Annotated in this window: 15 protein-coding genes; 8 read left to right on the top strand and 7 right to left on the bottom strand. The window is 74.6% G+C overall.

Going from position 1 to position 15,999, the window contains the following annotated elements; all coding sequences use genetic code 11:
* Nucleotides 1–48 precede the first annotated feature (48 nt).
* Entirely contained in the window at nucleotides 49–1,041 is a 993-nt protein-coding gene (locus AB0D45_RS07565; protein WP_361599067.1) for a DJ-1/PfpI family protein, read from the top strand.
* A 90-nt stretch (nucleotides 1,042–1,131) separates the two neighbouring features.
* On the top strand, nucleotides 1,132–1,752 hold the full coding sequence (locus AB0D45_RS07560; RefSeq protein WP_362455848.1) for an isochorismatase family protein: 621 nt from the start codon (nucleotides 1,132–1,134) through the stop codon (nucleotides 1,750–1,752).
* A gap of 15 nt (nucleotides 1,753–1,767) precedes the next feature.
* Here the strand turns inward: AB0D45_RS07560 and AB0D45_RS07555 are convergent, their stop codons facing one another.
* From AB0D45_RS07555 to AB0D45_RS07540, 4 genes are all read right to left on the bottom strand, one after another.
* Entirely contained in the window at nucleotides 1,768–2,385 is a 618-nt protein-coding gene (locus tag AB0D45_RS07555; RefSeq protein WP_362455846.1) for a GNAT family N-acetyltransferase, read from the bottom strand.
* Nucleotides 2,382–4,472 (bottom strand): penicillin acylase family protein, encoded by a 2,091-nt coding sequence (locus AB0D45_RS07550; RefSeq protein WP_362455844.1) that lies wholly within the window; start codon nucleotides 4,470–4,472, stop codon nucleotides 2,382–2,384. Before AB0D45_RS07550 ends, AB0D45_RS07555 begins: the two co-directional genes overlap by 4 nt.
* 80 nt (nucleotides 4,473–4,552) lie before the next feature.
* Nucleotides 4,553–5,062, bottom strand: a complete 510-nt coding sequence (locus tag AB0D45_RS07545; protein WP_362455842.1) for a DinB family protein — start codon at nucleotides 5,060–5,062, stop codon at nucleotides 4,553–4,555.
* A gap of 67 nt (nucleotides 5,063–5,129) precedes the next feature.
* On the bottom strand, nucleotides 5,130–5,951 hold the full coding sequence (locus AB0D45_RS07540) for a GNAT family N-acetyltransferase (protein ID WP_362455840.1): 822 nt from the start codon (nucleotides 5,949–5,951) through the stop codon (nucleotides 5,130–5,132).
* Nucleotides 5,952–6,005: 54 nt separating this feature from the next.
* Here AB0D45_RS07540 and AB0D45_RS07535 point away from each other — a divergent pair, with 54 nt between their 5' ends.
* The 6 genes from AB0D45_RS07535 to AB0D45_RS07510 all read left to right on the top strand — a co-directional run bounded on the left by AB0D45_RS07535 (nucleotide 6,006) and on the right by AB0D45_RS07510 (nucleotide 13,635).
* Nucleotides 6,006–6,398, top strand: coding sequence for a signal peptidase I (locus tag AB0D45_RS07535; protein WP_361599049.1), 393 nt, complete (start codon nucleotides 6,006–6,008; stop codon nucleotides 6,396–6,398).
* A gap of 205 nt (nucleotides 6,399–6,603) precedes the next feature.
* Nucleotides 6,604–8,838 (top strand): MMPL family transporter, encoded by a 2,235-nt coding sequence (locus AB0D45_RS07530; RefSeq protein WP_362455838.1) that lies wholly within the window; start codon nucleotides 6,604–6,606, stop codon nucleotides 8,836–8,838.
* 27 nt (nucleotides 8,839–8,865) lie between these two features.
* Entirely contained in the window at nucleotides 8,866–9,420 is a 555-nt protein-coding gene (locus AB0D45_RS07525) for a GNAT family protein (RefSeq protein ID WP_362455836.1), read from the top strand.
* Between the two features lie 103 nt (nucleotides 9,421–9,523).
* Complete coding sequence (locus AB0D45_RS07520) at nucleotides 9,524–10,123, top strand: hypothetical protein (RefSeq protein WP_362455834.1); 600 nt, start codon at nucleotides 9,524–9,526, stop codon at nucleotides 10,121–10,123.
* Between the two features lie 189 nt (nucleotides 10,124–10,312).
* Nucleotides 10,313–10,480, top strand: a complete 168-nt coding sequence (locus AB0D45_RS07515) for a hypothetical protein (RefSeq protein ID WP_362455832.1) — start codon at nucleotides 10,313–10,315, stop codon at nucleotides 10,478–10,480.
* A gap of 80 nt (nucleotides 10,481–10,560) precedes the next feature.
* Complete coding sequence (locus AB0D45_RS07510; RefSeq protein ID WP_362455945.1) at nucleotides 10,561–13,635, top strand: AAA family ATPase; 3,075 nt, start codon at nucleotides 10,561–10,563, stop codon at nucleotides 13,633–13,635.
* 46 nt (nucleotides 13,636–13,681) lie between these two features.
* Here the strand turns inward: AB0D45_RS07510 and AB0D45_RS07505 are convergent, their stop codons facing one another.
* From AB0D45_RS07505 to AB0D45_RS07495, 3 genes are all read right to left on the bottom strand, one after another.
* Nucleotides 13,682–14,317 (bottom strand): VOC family protein, encoded by a 636-nt coding sequence (locus AB0D45_RS07505; RefSeq protein WP_362455830.1) that lies wholly within the window; start codon nucleotides 14,315–14,317, stop codon nucleotides 13,682–13,684.
* A 101-nt stretch (nucleotides 14,318–14,418) separates the two neighbouring features.
* Complete coding sequence (locus tag AB0D45_RS07500) at nucleotides 14,419–14,586, bottom strand: DUF6191 domain-containing protein (RefSeq protein ID WP_361599031.1); 168 nt, start codon at nucleotides 14,584–14,586, stop codon at nucleotides 14,419–14,421.
* Nucleotides 14,587–14,626: 40 nt separating this feature from the next.
* Nucleotides 14,627–15,907, bottom strand: coding sequence for a PQQ-dependent sugar dehydrogenase (locus tag AB0D45_RS07495; protein ID WP_362455828.1), 1,281 nt, complete (start codon nucleotides 15,905–15,907; stop codon nucleotides 14,627–14,629).
* Nucleotides 15,908–15,999: the final 92 nt, after the last annotated feature.

Genomic DNA, 15,999 nt, shown 5'->3' with positions numbered 1-15,999 from the left:
CGGGGAATCGTCATGGTGGCCACGGCGGCGCCACGTGAGGATGGGGTCATGCCCACTTCGCACCGGGTCGTCATCGCGGTCTTCCCCGATGTCGACCTCCTCGACGTCACCGGTCCGGCCGAGGTCTTCGCCCTGGCCAACCGGGAGACCGGCGGGCGGGCCGGTTACGAGGTCCTCCTCGCGGGGCCCGTCGCCGGTCCGGTGCGGACGTCGGCCGGAGTGCGGCTGCTCGCGGACGTCGCCTTCGACGAGGTCCGCGAGCGGGTGGACACCCTGCTGGTGCCCGGCGCGGTCGACATGACCGACGCCGGCCCCGTCGCCCGGATCGACGACACGGTCGTGGCGTGGGTGCGCGAAACCGCCCCGCACGCCCGGCGGGTGGCGTCGGTGTGCGTGGGGGCGCACGTGCTGGCGGCCGCCGGGCTGCTGGACGGGCGGACGGCGACCACCCACTGGTCGACCGCCGGCCAGCTGGCGGCCGACCACCCGGAGGTCACGGTCGACCCCGATCCGATCTTCGTGCGCACCGACCGCGGCCGGCTGTGGACCGGGGCCGGCATCAGCGCCTGCCTGGACCTGGCGCTGGCCCTCGTCGCGGAGGACCTGGGCGAGCCGACCGCGCTGGCGGTGGCCCGGCAGCTGGTGATGTACCTCAAGCGGCAGGGCGGCCAGAGCCAGTTCTCGGTGCCGCTGAGCCGGCCCGCGGCGGGTCGGCGGGACATCGACGACCTGCGGCTGTGGATCGCCGACCACCTCGACGCGGACCTGTCCGCACCCGCCCTCGCGGCCCGGATGTGCCTGAGCGAGCGGCACTTCGCCCGCGTCTTCACCCAGGAGACCGGTACCAGTCCCGCCGCCTACGTCGAGGCGGCCCGCATCGAGGCGGCCCGGCGCGTACTGGAGACCACGGACAGCCCGCTCGGGCAGGTCGCGGCCGCCGCCGGGCTGGGCTCGGCGGAGACCCTGCACCGGGCCTTCCGCCGGCAGCTCGCCACGACTCCGGCGGCCTACCGCCGCCGTTTCCGTACGCAGACCGGCTGACCCGCACTCCTCCTGGCGGGGGAGCCGGCTTCGCCGCGCCTCCCGCCGCCCGCTTCGTCCCTGTTTGTTCCTCGTACGAAAGGCCCCTCCATGAGCACGCACACCGCGTCCACGACCCTGCGCGACCTGAGCGGACTGGACAGCCGGCCGCCCCGGCTGGGCGACTCCGTCCTGATCATGATCGACTTCCAGAACACCTACCGCACCGGCGTGATGGCCCTGGACGGCGCCGAGGAGGCCCTCGCGGCCGGTGCCGGGCTGCTGGAGCGCGCCCGCGCCGCCGGCGCCCCGGTCGTCCACATCGTCAACGACGGCGGCGAGGGCACCCCGTACGACATCCGTGCCCGCATCGGCGCCATCAGCGACGAGGTCGCCCCGGCCGAGGGCGAGCCGGTGGTGGTCAAGCGGTTCCCGAACGCCTTCCACGCCACCGAGCTGGAGAAGACGCTGACCGGGCTGGGCTTCGGGGCCGGCAGCGGCGGGGCCCTGGTGCTGGCCGGGTTCATGACGCACATGTGCGTCGCCTCCACCGCCGAGGGGGCCTTCACCCTCGGCTACCGCCCCACCGTGGTGGCCGAGGCCACCGCGACCCGCGCCCTGGCCGCGCCGGACGGCGCCGTGGTGCCCGCGGCGGCCCTCCAGGCCGCCGCGCTGACCACGGTCACCGACCTGTTCGGGCTCGTCGTGCCCGGCGTGGACGCCCTCCGGTAGCGATCACCGCGTCCGTCAGCGGGCCGCCGCCGGCGCGCTGAGGAAGGCCAGGCGGGCCCGCTTCGCGGGGAGCTGTACCTCCGGCAGGTCGATCTCCGGCAGTTCGACCTCCGGGCCGAGCACGAAGCCGGTGCGCTCCAGCAGGCCGATGGCCTTGGCGTTGCGGGCGTCCGGCTCGGCGACGACGCGGCGGGCTGCCGGGTCGGAGAACAGGAAGCCGATGAAGACCGTCATCAGGGCACCGGTGAAGCCGTGCCGGACCCTGCCGCGGCTCGGACCGATCAGCAGGTGCACGCCGACGTCCCCGGGCTGGACCTCGTAGCACGCGCCGATCCGGTCCTCGGCGCAGTCGTACGTCTGGAACAGCGCGACCCGCTCGCCGTCGCGGGCGACCATGAACGCGTGGTGGGTGGTACGGCGGTCGACGTCCTCGTAGACCTCCTGGACCAGTGCGCGGTCGGCGCCGCCCATGCCCCAGAAGCGGGCCCGCTCCTCGGTGACCCAGCTGTGGATCAGCGCGGAGTCGGCGGCGGGGTCGACGGGGGTGATGGTGACGGTGCCGAAGCCCTCGACGTGCCGGGTGTGGACGGGCGTGCGGGCGGGGGCGGGGGCGGAGCCGGGGGCGGGGATCATGTGCGGTCCTTGGTGAGGCGGGCCCAGTCGGTGACGACGGGTACGAGTTCGCAGCGCGCCCACAGGGGGAGCTGGTCGCGGTGGTGCGGGGAGCCGGCGACGCCGTCCGCACCCAGCGGGACCGCCCAGAGGCTGTCCTCGCGGCGCCCCAGGTCCCACACGTAGCGGGCGGCGGAGGCGCGGGCGGCGCGGTCGGTGACGCCGGGGACGGAGGAGGTGGCGTTGACGCAGTCGTGGTCGCCGCCCAGGCCCGGCCACCCGGCCTCCGGGTCCGGCAGCGCCGACCAGGGGGTGAGGACGTGGAGCTGCGACCAGGCGGTCTCGGGGGCGTCGGCCGCGGCCGTCTCCTCCAGGGCGGCGCGGACGTGCGCGGCGCGGTCGAGGCCGGGGAGGAGGCTGGTGGTCAGCAGGCCTTCGAGGGCGTAGCCCACCCGCGGCAGGAGGTACAGCCAGGGGTGGAAGACCTCCGGGCCGCCGGGGGCCGGAGCGAGGTCCGCGAAGACGCGGTCGCCGGCGAGGCGGCGTACGGTCGCGCTCCGGAAGGACGCGAAGACGGCGGCGTCGGTGCTGTCGGCGTCCATGCGCCGGTCCCAGGCGAGGAGCCGCTCGCGGAGCCGGCCGGCGGCGGGGGAGAGGTCCCGGAGGGCGGGCAGCAGTGCGAGCAGCGGTCCGGCGGAGCCGAGGTACGTGTCGCCGTGTACGCCGGCCATCGCCTGCGGGGTCCAGTCCGCCGAGCCGCTGAGCAGCTCGCGGATCCGGTCGGCCCGGTGCGGGGGTGCGAACTCCACGCCGAGCGGGGACGCGATCCCCCGCGCGTTCGCCATGACGGCGAAGCCCTGCACCGGCTCGGCGGGGGTCGCCGCCCAGCCCTGCCAGGCGTGGCGGGCGTCCCAGGCGGGCACCGGCCGGAGCCGGTTGGCGGCGTCGCGCAGCGGCACGGCCCCCGCGACCCGGTGCAGGAGGCCGCCTTCGGAGTCGGCTGCGTGGACGACGTTGACGGGCTCGGCCCAGCCGTCGAGGGCGCGGTCGACGTCGGCGACCGTGCGGGCGCGGAGCAGGGCGGGCAGCGCGGCGAAGCCGAGGTCGCGGCGGACGCGCGGGGGGTAGCGCAGGGAGAGCGCGTCGGCGCCGTCGGGGACGAGGCCGTCGTCGGGGCGGGTGCCGTCGCTGCCCGTGCGGATGACGACCGGGCCGCGCCGGGTCTCCAGCACCTCCACCTCGACGTCGGCGGCCCCGGCCACGGAGAGGGTCTCGGTGTGGCGGGCGACCGGCTCCCAGGCGCCGTCGGGTCCCAGCGCCTCCAGGCCGTCGGCGGTGGGGCGCAGCCGCTCGGCGTAGAGGTCCTGGTAGTCGGCCATGGCGTTGGTGATGGCCCAGGCGGCGCTGCCGGTGTGCCCGAAGTGGGCGAGCCCGGGTACGCCGGGGACGGCCAGGCCGAGGACGTCGTACTCGGGGCAGGAGAGGCGGATCTGCTGGTAGACGCCCGGGTCCTCGATGAACCGGTGCGGGTCGCCCGCGATGATCGCCGCGCCGGTGGCGGTCCGGTCGCCCGGGACCAGCCAGCCGTTGCTGCCGGCGGTTCCGGGTCCGTCGGTCGCGAAGAGGGTGGCGGCGTCGTCGCCGAGGACGCGGGCGACGCGCTGGCGCCAGAGCTTGGTGGCGAACCCCGCGAAGAGGACGTGCGTGGCGGTCCAGACGGACAGCGGGACCCAGGGCTCCCAGGGGACGGGGGTGTGACCGGTGCGCGCGAAGCGCTCGTCCCGGGCGGCGCCCTCGGCGAGCCCGGAGTTGACCCCGTCGACGTAGGCGCGCAGCCAGGCGGCGGTCTCGGGGTCGAGGGCCTCGTGGCAGCGCCGGGCGGTGTCGTCGAGGCGGGCCTGGCGGGCGAAGCGGTCCCAGGTGATGCAGTCGGCGCCGAGGAACGAGGCGCTGGAGCCCTGGGCGCGGTGCCGCTCGACCTCCAGCTGCCAGGCCCGGTCGAGGGCGGTGACGCGGCCCTGGGCGTAGGAGAGGCGCAGGGGGTCGTCGGCGCGCAGGTGCGGAATGCCCCAGTCGTCGCGGTAGACCTCGTAGGCCTCTGTACTCACACTGCTCACACTCTTCCCCGGGCTTCTTAGGTAAGGCTGCCCTAACTATAGGGGGTGGGGGAAGGGGGTGGGCGCCCGGCCTAGGCGCCGACCGTGCCGTCGACGGCCTCGCGGAGGAAGTCGGCGTGGCCGTTGTGCCGGGCGTACTCGTGGATCATGTGCAGCATCACCAGCCGCAGCGAGGCCTCCTGCTCCCACTTCAAGACGTACGCCGTCACCTCCAGGGAGCCGGCGGCCGCCTCGACGGCGCGGGCGTGCTCCACCTCCGCCTCCCACGCGGCGAACGCCTCGGCCCGGGTGGCGCCGGAGGCGTCGTACGCGGCCTGGAAATCGTGGTCGTCGGACCACAGGTGCGGTACGTCCTGCCCGCCCATCGTGCGGCGGAACCAGTGGCGCTCCACCTCGGCCATGTGCCGGACCAGCCCCAGCAGCGACAGAGTGGAGGGCGGCGAGGCCCGCCGGCGCAGCTCCTCGTCACCGAGCCCCTCGCACTTCCAGGCGAGCGTCGCCCGGTGGTAGTCGAGGTAGGCCCGGAGGGTTTCGCGTTCCCCGCCGGTCAGGGGCGGCCCGATGCGTTCCGTGTTCTCCATGACCAAGATCCTCCCCCGCCGCCCGCCCCCGCGGAAGGCCCCTGCGGGTGCGCCGCGGCCCGCCGGATCAGGCGCCGCCGCCCGTCCACAGGTACGGCGTCGTGACGCCCAGCACGGCGAAGCCCAGCCGCTCCAGGATGGGCCGGCTGTCGTCCGAGGCGTCGACCTGGAGGTAGGGGATGCCGCGGGCCGCCGCCACGCGGGCGCGGTGGGCCACCAGCAGGCGGTAGAGGCCCCGGCCGCGCCACTGCGGGTCGGTGCCGCCGCCCCACAGGCCCGCGAAGGCGCTGCCCGGGCGCATCTCCATCCGGGCCGCGCTCACCGGGGCGTCCCCGGCCATCGCCACGACGGCCTCGATCGTGTCCGGCTCCTCCCGCAGCAGGCTGAGCAGCTGCTGCCGGATGCGCGGCCGCTCGGTGCCGAAGGCCCGGCGGTGGACCTCCATCATCAGGTCCACCCCGGCCTCGTCCGTCACCACCCGCAGGGTGACCCCCTCCGGCGGCTCCACCGGCAGCGAGGCGAGGTCCTCCGTCCGTGCGACCAGCAGCGTCTCCGGAGCCTCCGGTACGAAGCCCGCCGCGAGCAGCCGGTCCCCGAGGTCGGCCGGGCGGTCGTGTGCGTACAGCTTCCACTCGAACTCCGGCCCGCCCTCCTCCTGTCCGCGCGCGCCGAAGTACGCCACCTGCGCCGCGATCTCCGCGTCCGCCGTGTCCTCGTCCAGGTCCGACCAGAGCACGCCGTTCCAGCCGAGCCCGCGCTCCGTCCGGCGTACCACCCCGCCCACCCGCTCGACCCGCGCGTGCGGGGTGTCGGGCTGCGCGTCGCGCCGCATCTGCGCGTCGTACCGGTCGCGCACCTTCAGCAGTTCATCGTGATCAGTCGTCGTCATGCGGTCAGCTGACCAGGAGCCCGGCCGGTCCCACAACTGCATTAGCCTCACCCCGTGAACGACGACCTCGCGATCTACACCGGCAAGGCCACCCCGGACGCCGCAGCCGACCGGGGCTGGCTCCTCGGGCACTTCAAGAGCCCCGGCGATCCCCGCCACAGCGAGGACGTCGAAATCAAGTGGGGCGTCCACCCCAAGGGGGAGGAACGCGGGAAGTGGGTGACCGGGGAGCGGCGCACCGCGCTCCAGGTGCTGATCAGCGGCCGGTTCCGGCTGGAGTTCCCCGGCCGGACCGTGGTCCTCGCCGAGCAGGGGGACTACGTGGTCTGGGGACGCGGAGTCGACCACTCCTGGTACGCGGAGGAGGACACGGTGGTCCTCACCGTCCGCTGGCCCTCGGTCCCCGGCTACCGGGCCGACGAGCCGTCCGCCACCGGACACCAGTGACGAAGGTCCCGCATTCCGCGACAGATCTGTGACGATGCACACGAACCGAACCAACGATCACACATGGCTGGAATCGTGTCGATCGAGGTGTGGACCCCTGGCCGCGGCGGACCTCGCGGCCGGCCCGCACACGTTCACGCGTTCATGAGTTCTTTGCGCCGGGCTACCTCCCGCTGAAGATCCGAACCACCAGGGAGCACGTCCGTTGGCAGCAATCGCACGGTGGTGCCTGCGGCACCGACTGGTCACCGTCCTGATCTGGCTGCTCGCCCTCGGCGGGACCGCCGCGGCGGCCGGAGCCGCCGGGACCGCGTTCTCCAACGACTACGAGGTCCCCGGCACGGAATCCGCCAAGGCCCACGCCCTCCTGCGCGAGGGCTTCCACGGGCAGGGCGGCGACACCGACACCATCGTGTGGCGGGCCCCGGACCACCGCACGGCACGGACCCCGGACATCGAGCAGCGCATGACCCGGGCCCTGGACGCCGTCGCGGCCCTGCCCGGGGTGGCGTCGGTCGCGAGCCCCTACGCACCGGGCCCCGCGGGCACGGCCCAGATCAGCCGCGACGGACGCACCGCGTACGCGGTGGTGACCTTCGACCGGCAGGCCGACTCGGTACCCAAGGCCCAGGCCAAGGCCGTCGTGGACACCGCGAAGAACCCCACCACCGAGGCCGGGGGCCTCCAGGTCGAGCTCGGCGGCCGCGCCGTCGGCCTGACCGGCACGCCGAGCGGGCACCTGGCCGAGGTCATCGGCGTCGCCATCGCCGCCGTGGTCCTCTTCCTCGCCTTCGGCTCCCTCGCCGCGAGCCTGCTGCCCATCGCCACCGCCCTCGTCAGCGTCGGCAGCGCCTATTTCGGGATCACCCTCCTCGGGCACGCCATGCCCGTCGCCGACTTCGCCCCGATGCTGGGCACCCTCGTCGGGCTCGGGGTCGGCATCGACTACGCCCTGTTCATCGTGACCCGGCACCGCAAGGGCCTGGCGCGCGGCCTCACCGTCGAGGAGGCCGCCGAGAGCGCCGTCGCCACCACCGGCCGGGCCGTCGTCTTCGCCGGGGCCACCGTCTGCATCGCCCTGCTCGGCATGCTGGTGCTGCGGCTGGACTTCCTCGACGGGGTCGCGCTGGCCGCCTCCCTGACGGTGATCCTGACCGTGGCCGCCTCCGTCACCCTGCTGCCCGCCCTCCTGTCGTACCTCGGCATGCGGGCCCTCTCGCGCCGCGAACGGCGCAGGCTCGCCGCCGACGGCCCCCGGACCCAGCCGCCGGCCGGATTCGCCGCCCGCTGGTCGGCCTTCGTGGAGCGGCACCCCAAACCGCTCGGACTGCTCGCCGTCCTGCTGATGGCGGGGCTGGCGCTGCCGGCCCTCTCGCTCCACCTCGGCACCTCCGACCAGGGCAACGACCCGGCCGCCTCCACCACCCGCAAGGCCTACGACCTGCTGGCCGACGGCTTCGGGCCCGGCACGAACGGCCCGCTCACCGTGGTGGCCCGCCTCGACGGAGCCGGCGACCGCGTCGCCGTCGGCCGGCTGACGGAGGCCCTGCGCACCACCGAGGGCGTCGCCTCGGCCGGACCGGCCGTCTTCAACCGCAGCGGGGACACCGCCGTCCTGACGGTCGTACCGGAGTCCGCCCCCCAGGCACGGGCCACGAGCGAGCTGGTCGAGACCCTGCGCCGGGACGTCATCCCGCGCGCCCGGCACGGCAGCTCGATGGACGCCCACGTCGGCGGGGTGACGGCCGGCTACGACGACTTCGCCGAGGTGATCGTCGGCAAGCTGCCGCTCTTCGTCGGGGTGGTCATCGCCCTCGGCTGCGTCCTGCTGCTGCTGGCCTTCCGGTCCATCGGCATCCCCCTCAAGGCCGCCGCCATGAACGTCGCGGCCGTCGCCTCCTCCTTCGGCGTCGTCGTCGCGGTGTTCCAGTGGGGATGGGGGAGCGAACCGCTGGGCCTGGGCAGCGCCGGGCCGATCGAGCCCTTCCTGCCGGTGATCATGGTGTCCGTGCTCTTCGGACTGTCCATGGACTACCAGGTCTTCCTGGTCAGCCGGATGTACGAGGAGTGGCTGGAGACCGGTGACAACAGGCGGGCCGTCCGCGTGGGCCTCGCCGAAACCAGCCGGGTGATCAACTCTGCGGCCGTCATCATGATCTCCGTCTTCCTGGCCTTCGTGCTCAGCGGCGACCGGCTCATCGCGATGTTCGGCATCGCGCTCGCCGCCGCCGTCGCGCTCGACGCCTTCGTCCTGCGCACCCTGCTCGTGCCGGCGCTCATGCACCTGCTCGGCGGCGCGAACTGGTGGATCCCCGCCTGGCTCGACCGCCGGCTGCCCCGGATCAGCATCGAGCCGCCGGAGCGCGGTATTCCCCGTGCGACACTTCCGTCGCAGCGGCCGGACACCGACCACCCCGAGCCGGCCCACCTGTCCCGCTGACCGGTCACGAGCCGTAAGGAAGCACGCATGTTCGCAAGAGAACTGGCCGAGGGCGCCCAGCTGTTCCCGCTGGAGGTGTGGCACGCCGAGGAGTTCCTGGCCCACATGGACCGGGGCCGGGAGTTCATCGGACGGTTCATCGGCCTCCCGGACCGTGCCACCGACCTCGAATCGGCGCGGCACCTGCTCGGCTCCAAGGCGGAGGAGGCCGCCAGGGACGGTGCCCGGCTGTACGGCATCCGCGTCGGCGGCACGCTCGTCGGCGGGGTCCTCTTCCGGACCTTCGACGCCGCCGCCGGCAACTGCGAGGTCGGCTGCTGGCTGGAACCCGCCGCGGCCGGCCGCGGGCTGGTCACCAAGGCCTGCCGGGTCCTGATCGACTGGGCCTTCCAGCAGCGCGGCATGCACCGCGTGGAGTGGCACGCGGCCTCCGGCAACAAGAGCAGCATCGCCGTCGCCGAACGCCTCGGCCTGACCCGTGAGGGCGTCATGCGGCAGAACCACCTCCACCGCGGCGTCCGCCAGGACACCGAGATCTGGGCCGTCCTCGCCCCCGAATGGGCCGCGGCCCGCCCGGCCTGACCCCCGCCGCCGCAGGCGACGCCACAGCCCGGCGGCCCACCGCCGGCAGGAGTTCCCCGGCCCTCTCAGGAACCTCTCAGAAACGCCGCCTACGGTGCCCGGCATGGACACCATCAAGACCCCCGCCCCCACCGGCCCCGACGCGGACACCGCCGAGGACGAGGCGGCCGCCCCGCACGGGGCCACCACCCCCGCGCCGGCCGCCGCCGACCCCGACGGCGGGGCGCCCGCCGCGGCGGAGGACGACGCGGCGGCCGAGGACGCGGGGGCCCTGGACGACGCGGCCGCGGACGCCCCCGGGCAGAGCACCGGCGTGGGGGCCGCCGCCTGCGCCGTCGTCGCCGCGGGTCTGGGCCTCGTCGCCCTCAGCGGCAGCTGGGTCTCCCGCGTGGCCGCCGAACGCCAGACGCTCATCGGCCAGATCGGGTCGGTCGACGCCACCACGGCCAAGGAGAAGATCGCCGCCCTGTACGGCGACGCCTGGCACATGACCGCCCTCGTCAACGGCGTCCTGTCCACCCTCGCCCTCCTCCTCGCCGTCTTCGTCCTCGCCCGCCCCGCCTTCGGCGCCCCCGGCCGCTTCCACCCCGCCTGGGTCCGCTCCGTCTCCTGGGCCGCCGTCGCCCTCGGCCTCCTCGGAGTGCTGCTCTTCGGCCTCATGTACTTCGACCTCCTCTTCCCCCTCCCCACCGCCGCCGAGTAGGCACCGCCTTACGGGATCCGCCGCCCGGTCTTAGGGCACACCAGGACGCCTCAGGCCCCGATGGCCCGGCCCTAAGGACCCCGGCACCCCACAGATGCGGCATGAGCCCCATGTGCCGCACCCCTCTGGGACGCGAATCTCGGATCACACCGAACGAGGTGCCCGAGAAGAGCAACCAGGGAGAACGAGATGTTCGAGTACGAGATCGCCACCGCCCGCCGCGCCGACCTCATCCGCGAGGCCGACCGGTACCGGATCGCCCAGGAGGCCAAGAAGGCCTCCCGCGCCTCCTCCGGGAACAACGAAGCCGAGAGGTCGGTGAGGGGACACCGCGGCCTCTTCACCCGCGTCGCGTGAACCGCGCCGCGGACCGCGTGAACTGACGCGTGATGAGGAGCGCACCGATAACGAGTGCCACCGACCCGCACCTCTGTGCGATGCTCGGCGGCGTGGAGACCAGATCTGTCAGCCCGGTGTTCGTCGGCCGAGCCGACGAACTGGCCGCACTCGTGGACGCCCTGGGGCGCGCCGCCGGCCAGGAGCCGCAGGCCCTGCTCATCGGCGGCGAGGCCGGAGTCGGCAAGACCCGCCTGACCGAGGAGTTCCTCGCGGAGGCCGCCCGCCGCGGAGCCGTGGTGGCCGTCGGGGGCTGCGTGGAGATAGGGGCGGAGGGACTTCCCTTCGCCCCCTTCTCGACCGCCCTGCGCACCCTGCTGCGCCTGCTCCCCGACGAGCTGGCGGAAGCCGCCGCGGGCCAGGAGGACGAACTCGCCCGCATCCTCCCCGAACTCGGCGAGACCCCCCGGGGCCCGCACGACGAGGAGAGCACCGCCCGGCTCTTCGAGCTGACCGCCCGGATGCTGGAACGGCTCGCCGCCGACCGCACCGTCGTGCTCGTCCTGGAGGACCTGCACTGGGCCGACACCTCCACCCGGCACCTGCTCGCGTACCTCTTCCGCACCCTCGGCCGCGGCCGGCTCGTGGTCGTCGCCACCTACCGGGCCGACGACGTCCACCGGCGCCATCCGCTGCGCCCGCTGCTCGCCGAACTCGACCGCCTCCGCACCGTCCACCGCATCGAACTGCCGCGCTTCAACCGGGCCGAGGTGCGCCGTCAGCTCGCCGGCATCCTCGCCTCACGGCCCGACGAGAGCTTCGTCGACTCCGTCTTCGAACGCTCCGACGGCAACGCCTTCTTCGTCGAGGAACTCGTCGCCTCCCGGGAGAGCGGCTGCCGCACCGGGCTCACCGAATCCCTGCGCGACCTCCTGCTCGTGCGCGTCGAGGTACTGCCCGACGCCGCCCAGCGCGTGGTGCGCATCGTCGCCGAGGGCGGCTCCACCGTCGAGTACGCCCTGCTGCGCGCCGTGGCCCGGCTGGGCGAGGACGAACTCATCGAGGCCCTGCGCGCCGCCGTCGGCGCCAACATCCTGCTGGCCACCACCGACGGCGACGGCTACCGCTTCCGCCACTCGCTGGTCCGCGAGGCCGTCAGCGACGACCTGCTGCCCGGCGAACGCGCCCGCGTCAACCGCCGCTACGCCGAAGCCATGGAAGCCGACGAATCGCTCGTCCGCGCCGAGGAGCGGGTCATCCGGCTGGCCAACTACTGGTACGCCGCCAACGAACCGGCCAAGGCGCTGCCCGCCGTCCTCGCCGCCTCCGTCACGGCCCGCCGCCGGCACGCCTACTCCGAGCAGCTCAGCCTGCTGGAGCGGGCCATGGACCTGTGGGACAGCGTCCCCGACGAGATACGCGCGGACCTGCGCCCCGCCGACTACACCGAGGTGTACCCGCCCTGCGGCTGCGACCCGGCCACCACCCCGCTCCAGCGCCTGGACCTGCTCGCCGAGGCCACCGTCGCCGCCCGGTTCGGCGGAGAGCGCGAACGCGCCCTGAAGCTGACCAAACTGGCCCTGCGGACCCTCGAAGAGGACGGCGACGACCCGCTGCGCGCCGCCTGGTTCTGGACCGAGCGCTCCCGCCTGATCGCCAACCTCGGCCGGGGCGACGGCTGGCAGGAGATCGCCACCGCGCAGGAACTGGTCAAGGGGCTGCCCCCGTCCCAGGTGCACGCCGACGTCCTCGTCCGGGCCGCGGGCTGGGGCATGCTCCACAACCCGGGCCCCGGCAACCTCGCCGCCGCCGAACGGGCCGTGGAGTACGCCCGGATGATCGGCGCCGAGGAGACCGAGCTCAACGCCCGGATCACCTACGGCTGCCTGCTCACCGACTCCGGTGACGGCGCCACCGGCCTCGCCGAGCTGCACGCGGTCAAGGACCGGGCCACCGAGCTCGGGCTCACCGTGGTCGCGGGTCGCGCTCACGTCAACCTCACCTCTCAACTCGAAGCCGCGGGCCGGTCCCGCGAAGCCGTGGAACTGGCCGAACAAGGGGTCGAGCTCGTCAGCAGGTCCCGGCTCCTGGACACCGAGGCCTGGGTCCGCGGGAACATGGCGGAGAGCCTGTACAGCCTGGGCCGCTGGGACGAGGCCGCCGAGGCGGCCCGCCGCACCCTGCAGGTCGGCCAGAGCGCCGCCCCGCGCGGCTCCGCCTCCGCACGCCTGGCCTACCTGGCCCTGGCCCGCGGCGAACTCACCGAGGCCGCCCAGCAGCTCGCCGCCGCCCACACCCACTTCGGCACCCACGACAGCCAGCCCCAGCACCGGCTCCCGCTCTACCGGCTGGCCATCGGCCTGGCCGACGGCGAGGGCCGCATCGCCGACGTCCGCACCGAGACCGCCGACGCCGTCGCCCACGGGTTCCCGCTCGGCCACCACCGCTACGCCTGGCCCCTGCTGCTGGCCTCCGCCTCCGCCGAAGCCGACGCCCGCGGCCTGCCGGCCGCCGACGCAGGCCGCGCCGCCGCCCTGGAGGTGCTGCGCACCGCCGCCCGCTCCCTCGCCACCCCGGCCCCCGTCTGGGCCGCGCACGCCGAGTACCTGCGGGCCGAGCTGCTGCGCGCCGAAGGCCGCGACACCGTCGCCGACTGGACCGCCGTCGAGGCCGCCGTACGCCCCCTCCAGCGCCCGTACCTGCTGGCCCGGGCCCGCCACCGGCTCGCCGAGGCACTGCTGGTCTCGGGCGGGGACCGCGAGAGGGCCGCCGACCTGCTCCGCGACGCCCACGCGGCCGCCGACCGGCTCGGCTCCCGGCGGCTGGGCGAGGACCTGGCCCTGCTCGCGCAGCGCGCCCGGCTCCCGCTGACCGCAGAGGAGACCCACGCGGCCACACCGGCCCCCGACACCGACCCCATCGAGGCCCTGGGCCTCACCAGCCGCGAACGGGACGTCCTGCGCCTCGTCGCGACCGGCAGCACCAACCGCCAGATCGCGGAGGAACTCTTCATCTCCCCGAAGACGGCCAGCGTGCACGTCTCGAACATCCTGGCCAAGCTCGCCGTCGCGAGCCGGGGAGAGGCCGCGGCGCTCGCCCACCGGCTGCGCCTCTTCGCCACCCCCCTCGGCCCGGGGTCACCGGCGGCCCCCACCGCTCCGGCGGGGCGCTCCTGAAGGGGAGACCCCCAGCCGGCCGCTCCCGCGGAGCAGTGGGACCTCGTCAGATCGTGACCGGCCCGTGGGCGGTGGCGAACTCGACCGAGACGAGGCCCGGTTCCTCATCCTCGACCCAGGTGAGGTCGATCTGGTCGAGGGGGTGGTCGGCTGGTTCGCCGAGGAACTCGGCGATGGAGGCGGCGTCGCCGGCGATGGAGAGCCCGTGGATGGTGGTGGAGGTGCGCGGGCCGGCGCTCGGGCGCTCTTCGTCGGGGACCAACCACTGGAGGAAGTACGGCAGTTGCGGGTCCTCCAGCAGCTCCAGCAGGCCGATCTGCTTCCACCTCAGGTCGAATCCGTCGGGGCGGACACGGTGGCCCTCGGCCGAGGTGCGGCCGAGGCGGGCCTCGACCGGGGCGATGTCGTCGACGGAGACCACCCAGCCGAGCCAGCCGCCGCCCTCGGCGGCGCGCCGCGCGACGGCCTGGCCGAAGGGCGCGCGGTCGGCGGCGGGGTGGTCGAGTGTGGTGACGACCTCGACGTAGGTGCCGCCGCTCAGCGGGAGGATGAAGTTGCGGGTGCCGAATCGCGGGTGGACGCCCCCGTCGACGAACCCGGCGCCGAGGGCCGATCCGATCCACTGGACGGTCGAGACGAAGCTGTCGCGGGCCACCGCGTAGGACACGTGATCAAGGCGCACGGCGCCATCATCACCCGACGACCCGCAGACATCCCGACGCCACGCCCACCGCCCCGGGCCGCGTCCGCCGCGGATTCAGCCGTGGAGTGTATCGGCCACCGTCATTCCGGCGGGGCCGGGCGTATGAGCACGGTGCCGGAGTCGAGGTCTATCGGGCCCCGCCCCGGATCGCCGTCACCCACGTCGGTGCGGGACAGCTCCAGCCGCTTGCTCTCCTCGTCCGTGTGCTTGCGTCCGGGGCTGAACAGCTCCTCGATCATGTTGAACACCGTGCCACCGTGCCTTCCGCCCCCGTGGGGGCCACTCAGGTCACTTCACCGTCAGGGTCAGGATCCTGTCGTCGCCCGCCTCCGGCGAGCCGCGCCCGTCCGTCTCGCTCGTCACCAGCAGCAACCGGTCACCGCCCAGGGCCACCACCGTACGCAGCCGCCCGTACTTCCCCTGGAGGAAGGCCTCCTGCTCCGCCGCCACGGTGCTCCCCTTCAGCGGGATCCGCCACAGCCGCTCGCCCTTCAGCCCGGCCATCCACAGGGAGCCCTCGGCCCAGGCGATCCCGCTCGGCGAGGCTTCCGCCGGCTTCCAGACGGCCACCGGATCGCGCGATCCGGGTCTGCCCGCCTTCCCCTCCGCCTCGGGCCAGCCGTAATTGCCTCCCGGCTCGATCAGGTTCAGCTCGTCCCAGGTGTGCTGGCCGAACTCGGCCGCCCAGAGCCGCTTGTCCTTGTCCCAGGCGAGGCCCTGCACATTGCGGTGGCCGTAGGAGTAGACGACGGAGCCGGCGTCGGGATTGCCGTGGACCGGCTGCCCGTCCGGGGTCATCCGCAGGATCTTCCCGCCCAGCGACTTCTTGTCCTGCGCCAGGGCCGTGTCACCGGTCTCGCCGGTGCCGGCGTAGAGCATCCGGTCCGGGCCGAAGGCGATCCGGCCGCCGTTGTGGATGAGCCCCTTGGGGATGCCCCGCAGCACCGTGTCGGGCGCGCCCAGCTGCTGCCCGGCCGGTCTGTGCTCGTCGTACCGCATCCGGGCGATGCGGTTGTCGGAAGCGGTCGTGAAGTACGCGTAGACCATCCGGTCCGAGGCGAAGGAAGGCGACACCGCGAGACCCAGCAGGCCGCCCTCGCCGCCCGGGTCCACCCCGGGGACCTCGCCGATCGGGGTCACGGCGCCCGTGTCCGTCCGCACCCGGCTGACGGTGCCCTTGTCGCGGGAGGCGACCAGCAGGTCACCGCCGGGCAGCGGGGCCACTCCCCAGGGGGACTCCAGGCCCTTGGCCACCTCGCCCGAGACGGTCACCGATCCCCTGGCGGGCGGCCCGGACGCCTCCGGCGGGCCCGAGGCCCCCGGGGACGCCGCTCCCGCCGGCGGTGAGCCCGGTGGGGAGCCGCCCGGGCCGGCCCGCTCGCCGGCCGACGGGGAACACCCCGCCGCCAGCAGCGCGCCGCACCCCGCCAGCGCGAGCGCCGCCAGCACGCCGGGCCGCCGCGCGCCGCCGCCCCCGTACCGCTCCGGCGCCTCGCGGCGCTCCGCCCCGCAGCCGTCCGCCGCAGCGGCCCGCTCCGCCCCGCTCCTGTGGAACTGCCCGTACCGCATCGTCCCGCTCCCCTCCGGCCGTTCGTCCTCCGCCGTGCCCTCCAGTCCTGCCCTTCACATGACTCAACAGACCCGACCGGTCCCGAAGTTCC

Origin of the sequence: Streptomyces sp. NPDC048352 (genome assembly GCF_040651895.1) — a bacterium.
Classification (GTDB): Bacteria; Actinomycetota; Actinomycetes; order Streptomycetales; family Streptomycetaceae; genus Streptomyces.
This window is presented reverse-complemented; position numbering and strand designations above follow the sequence as displayed.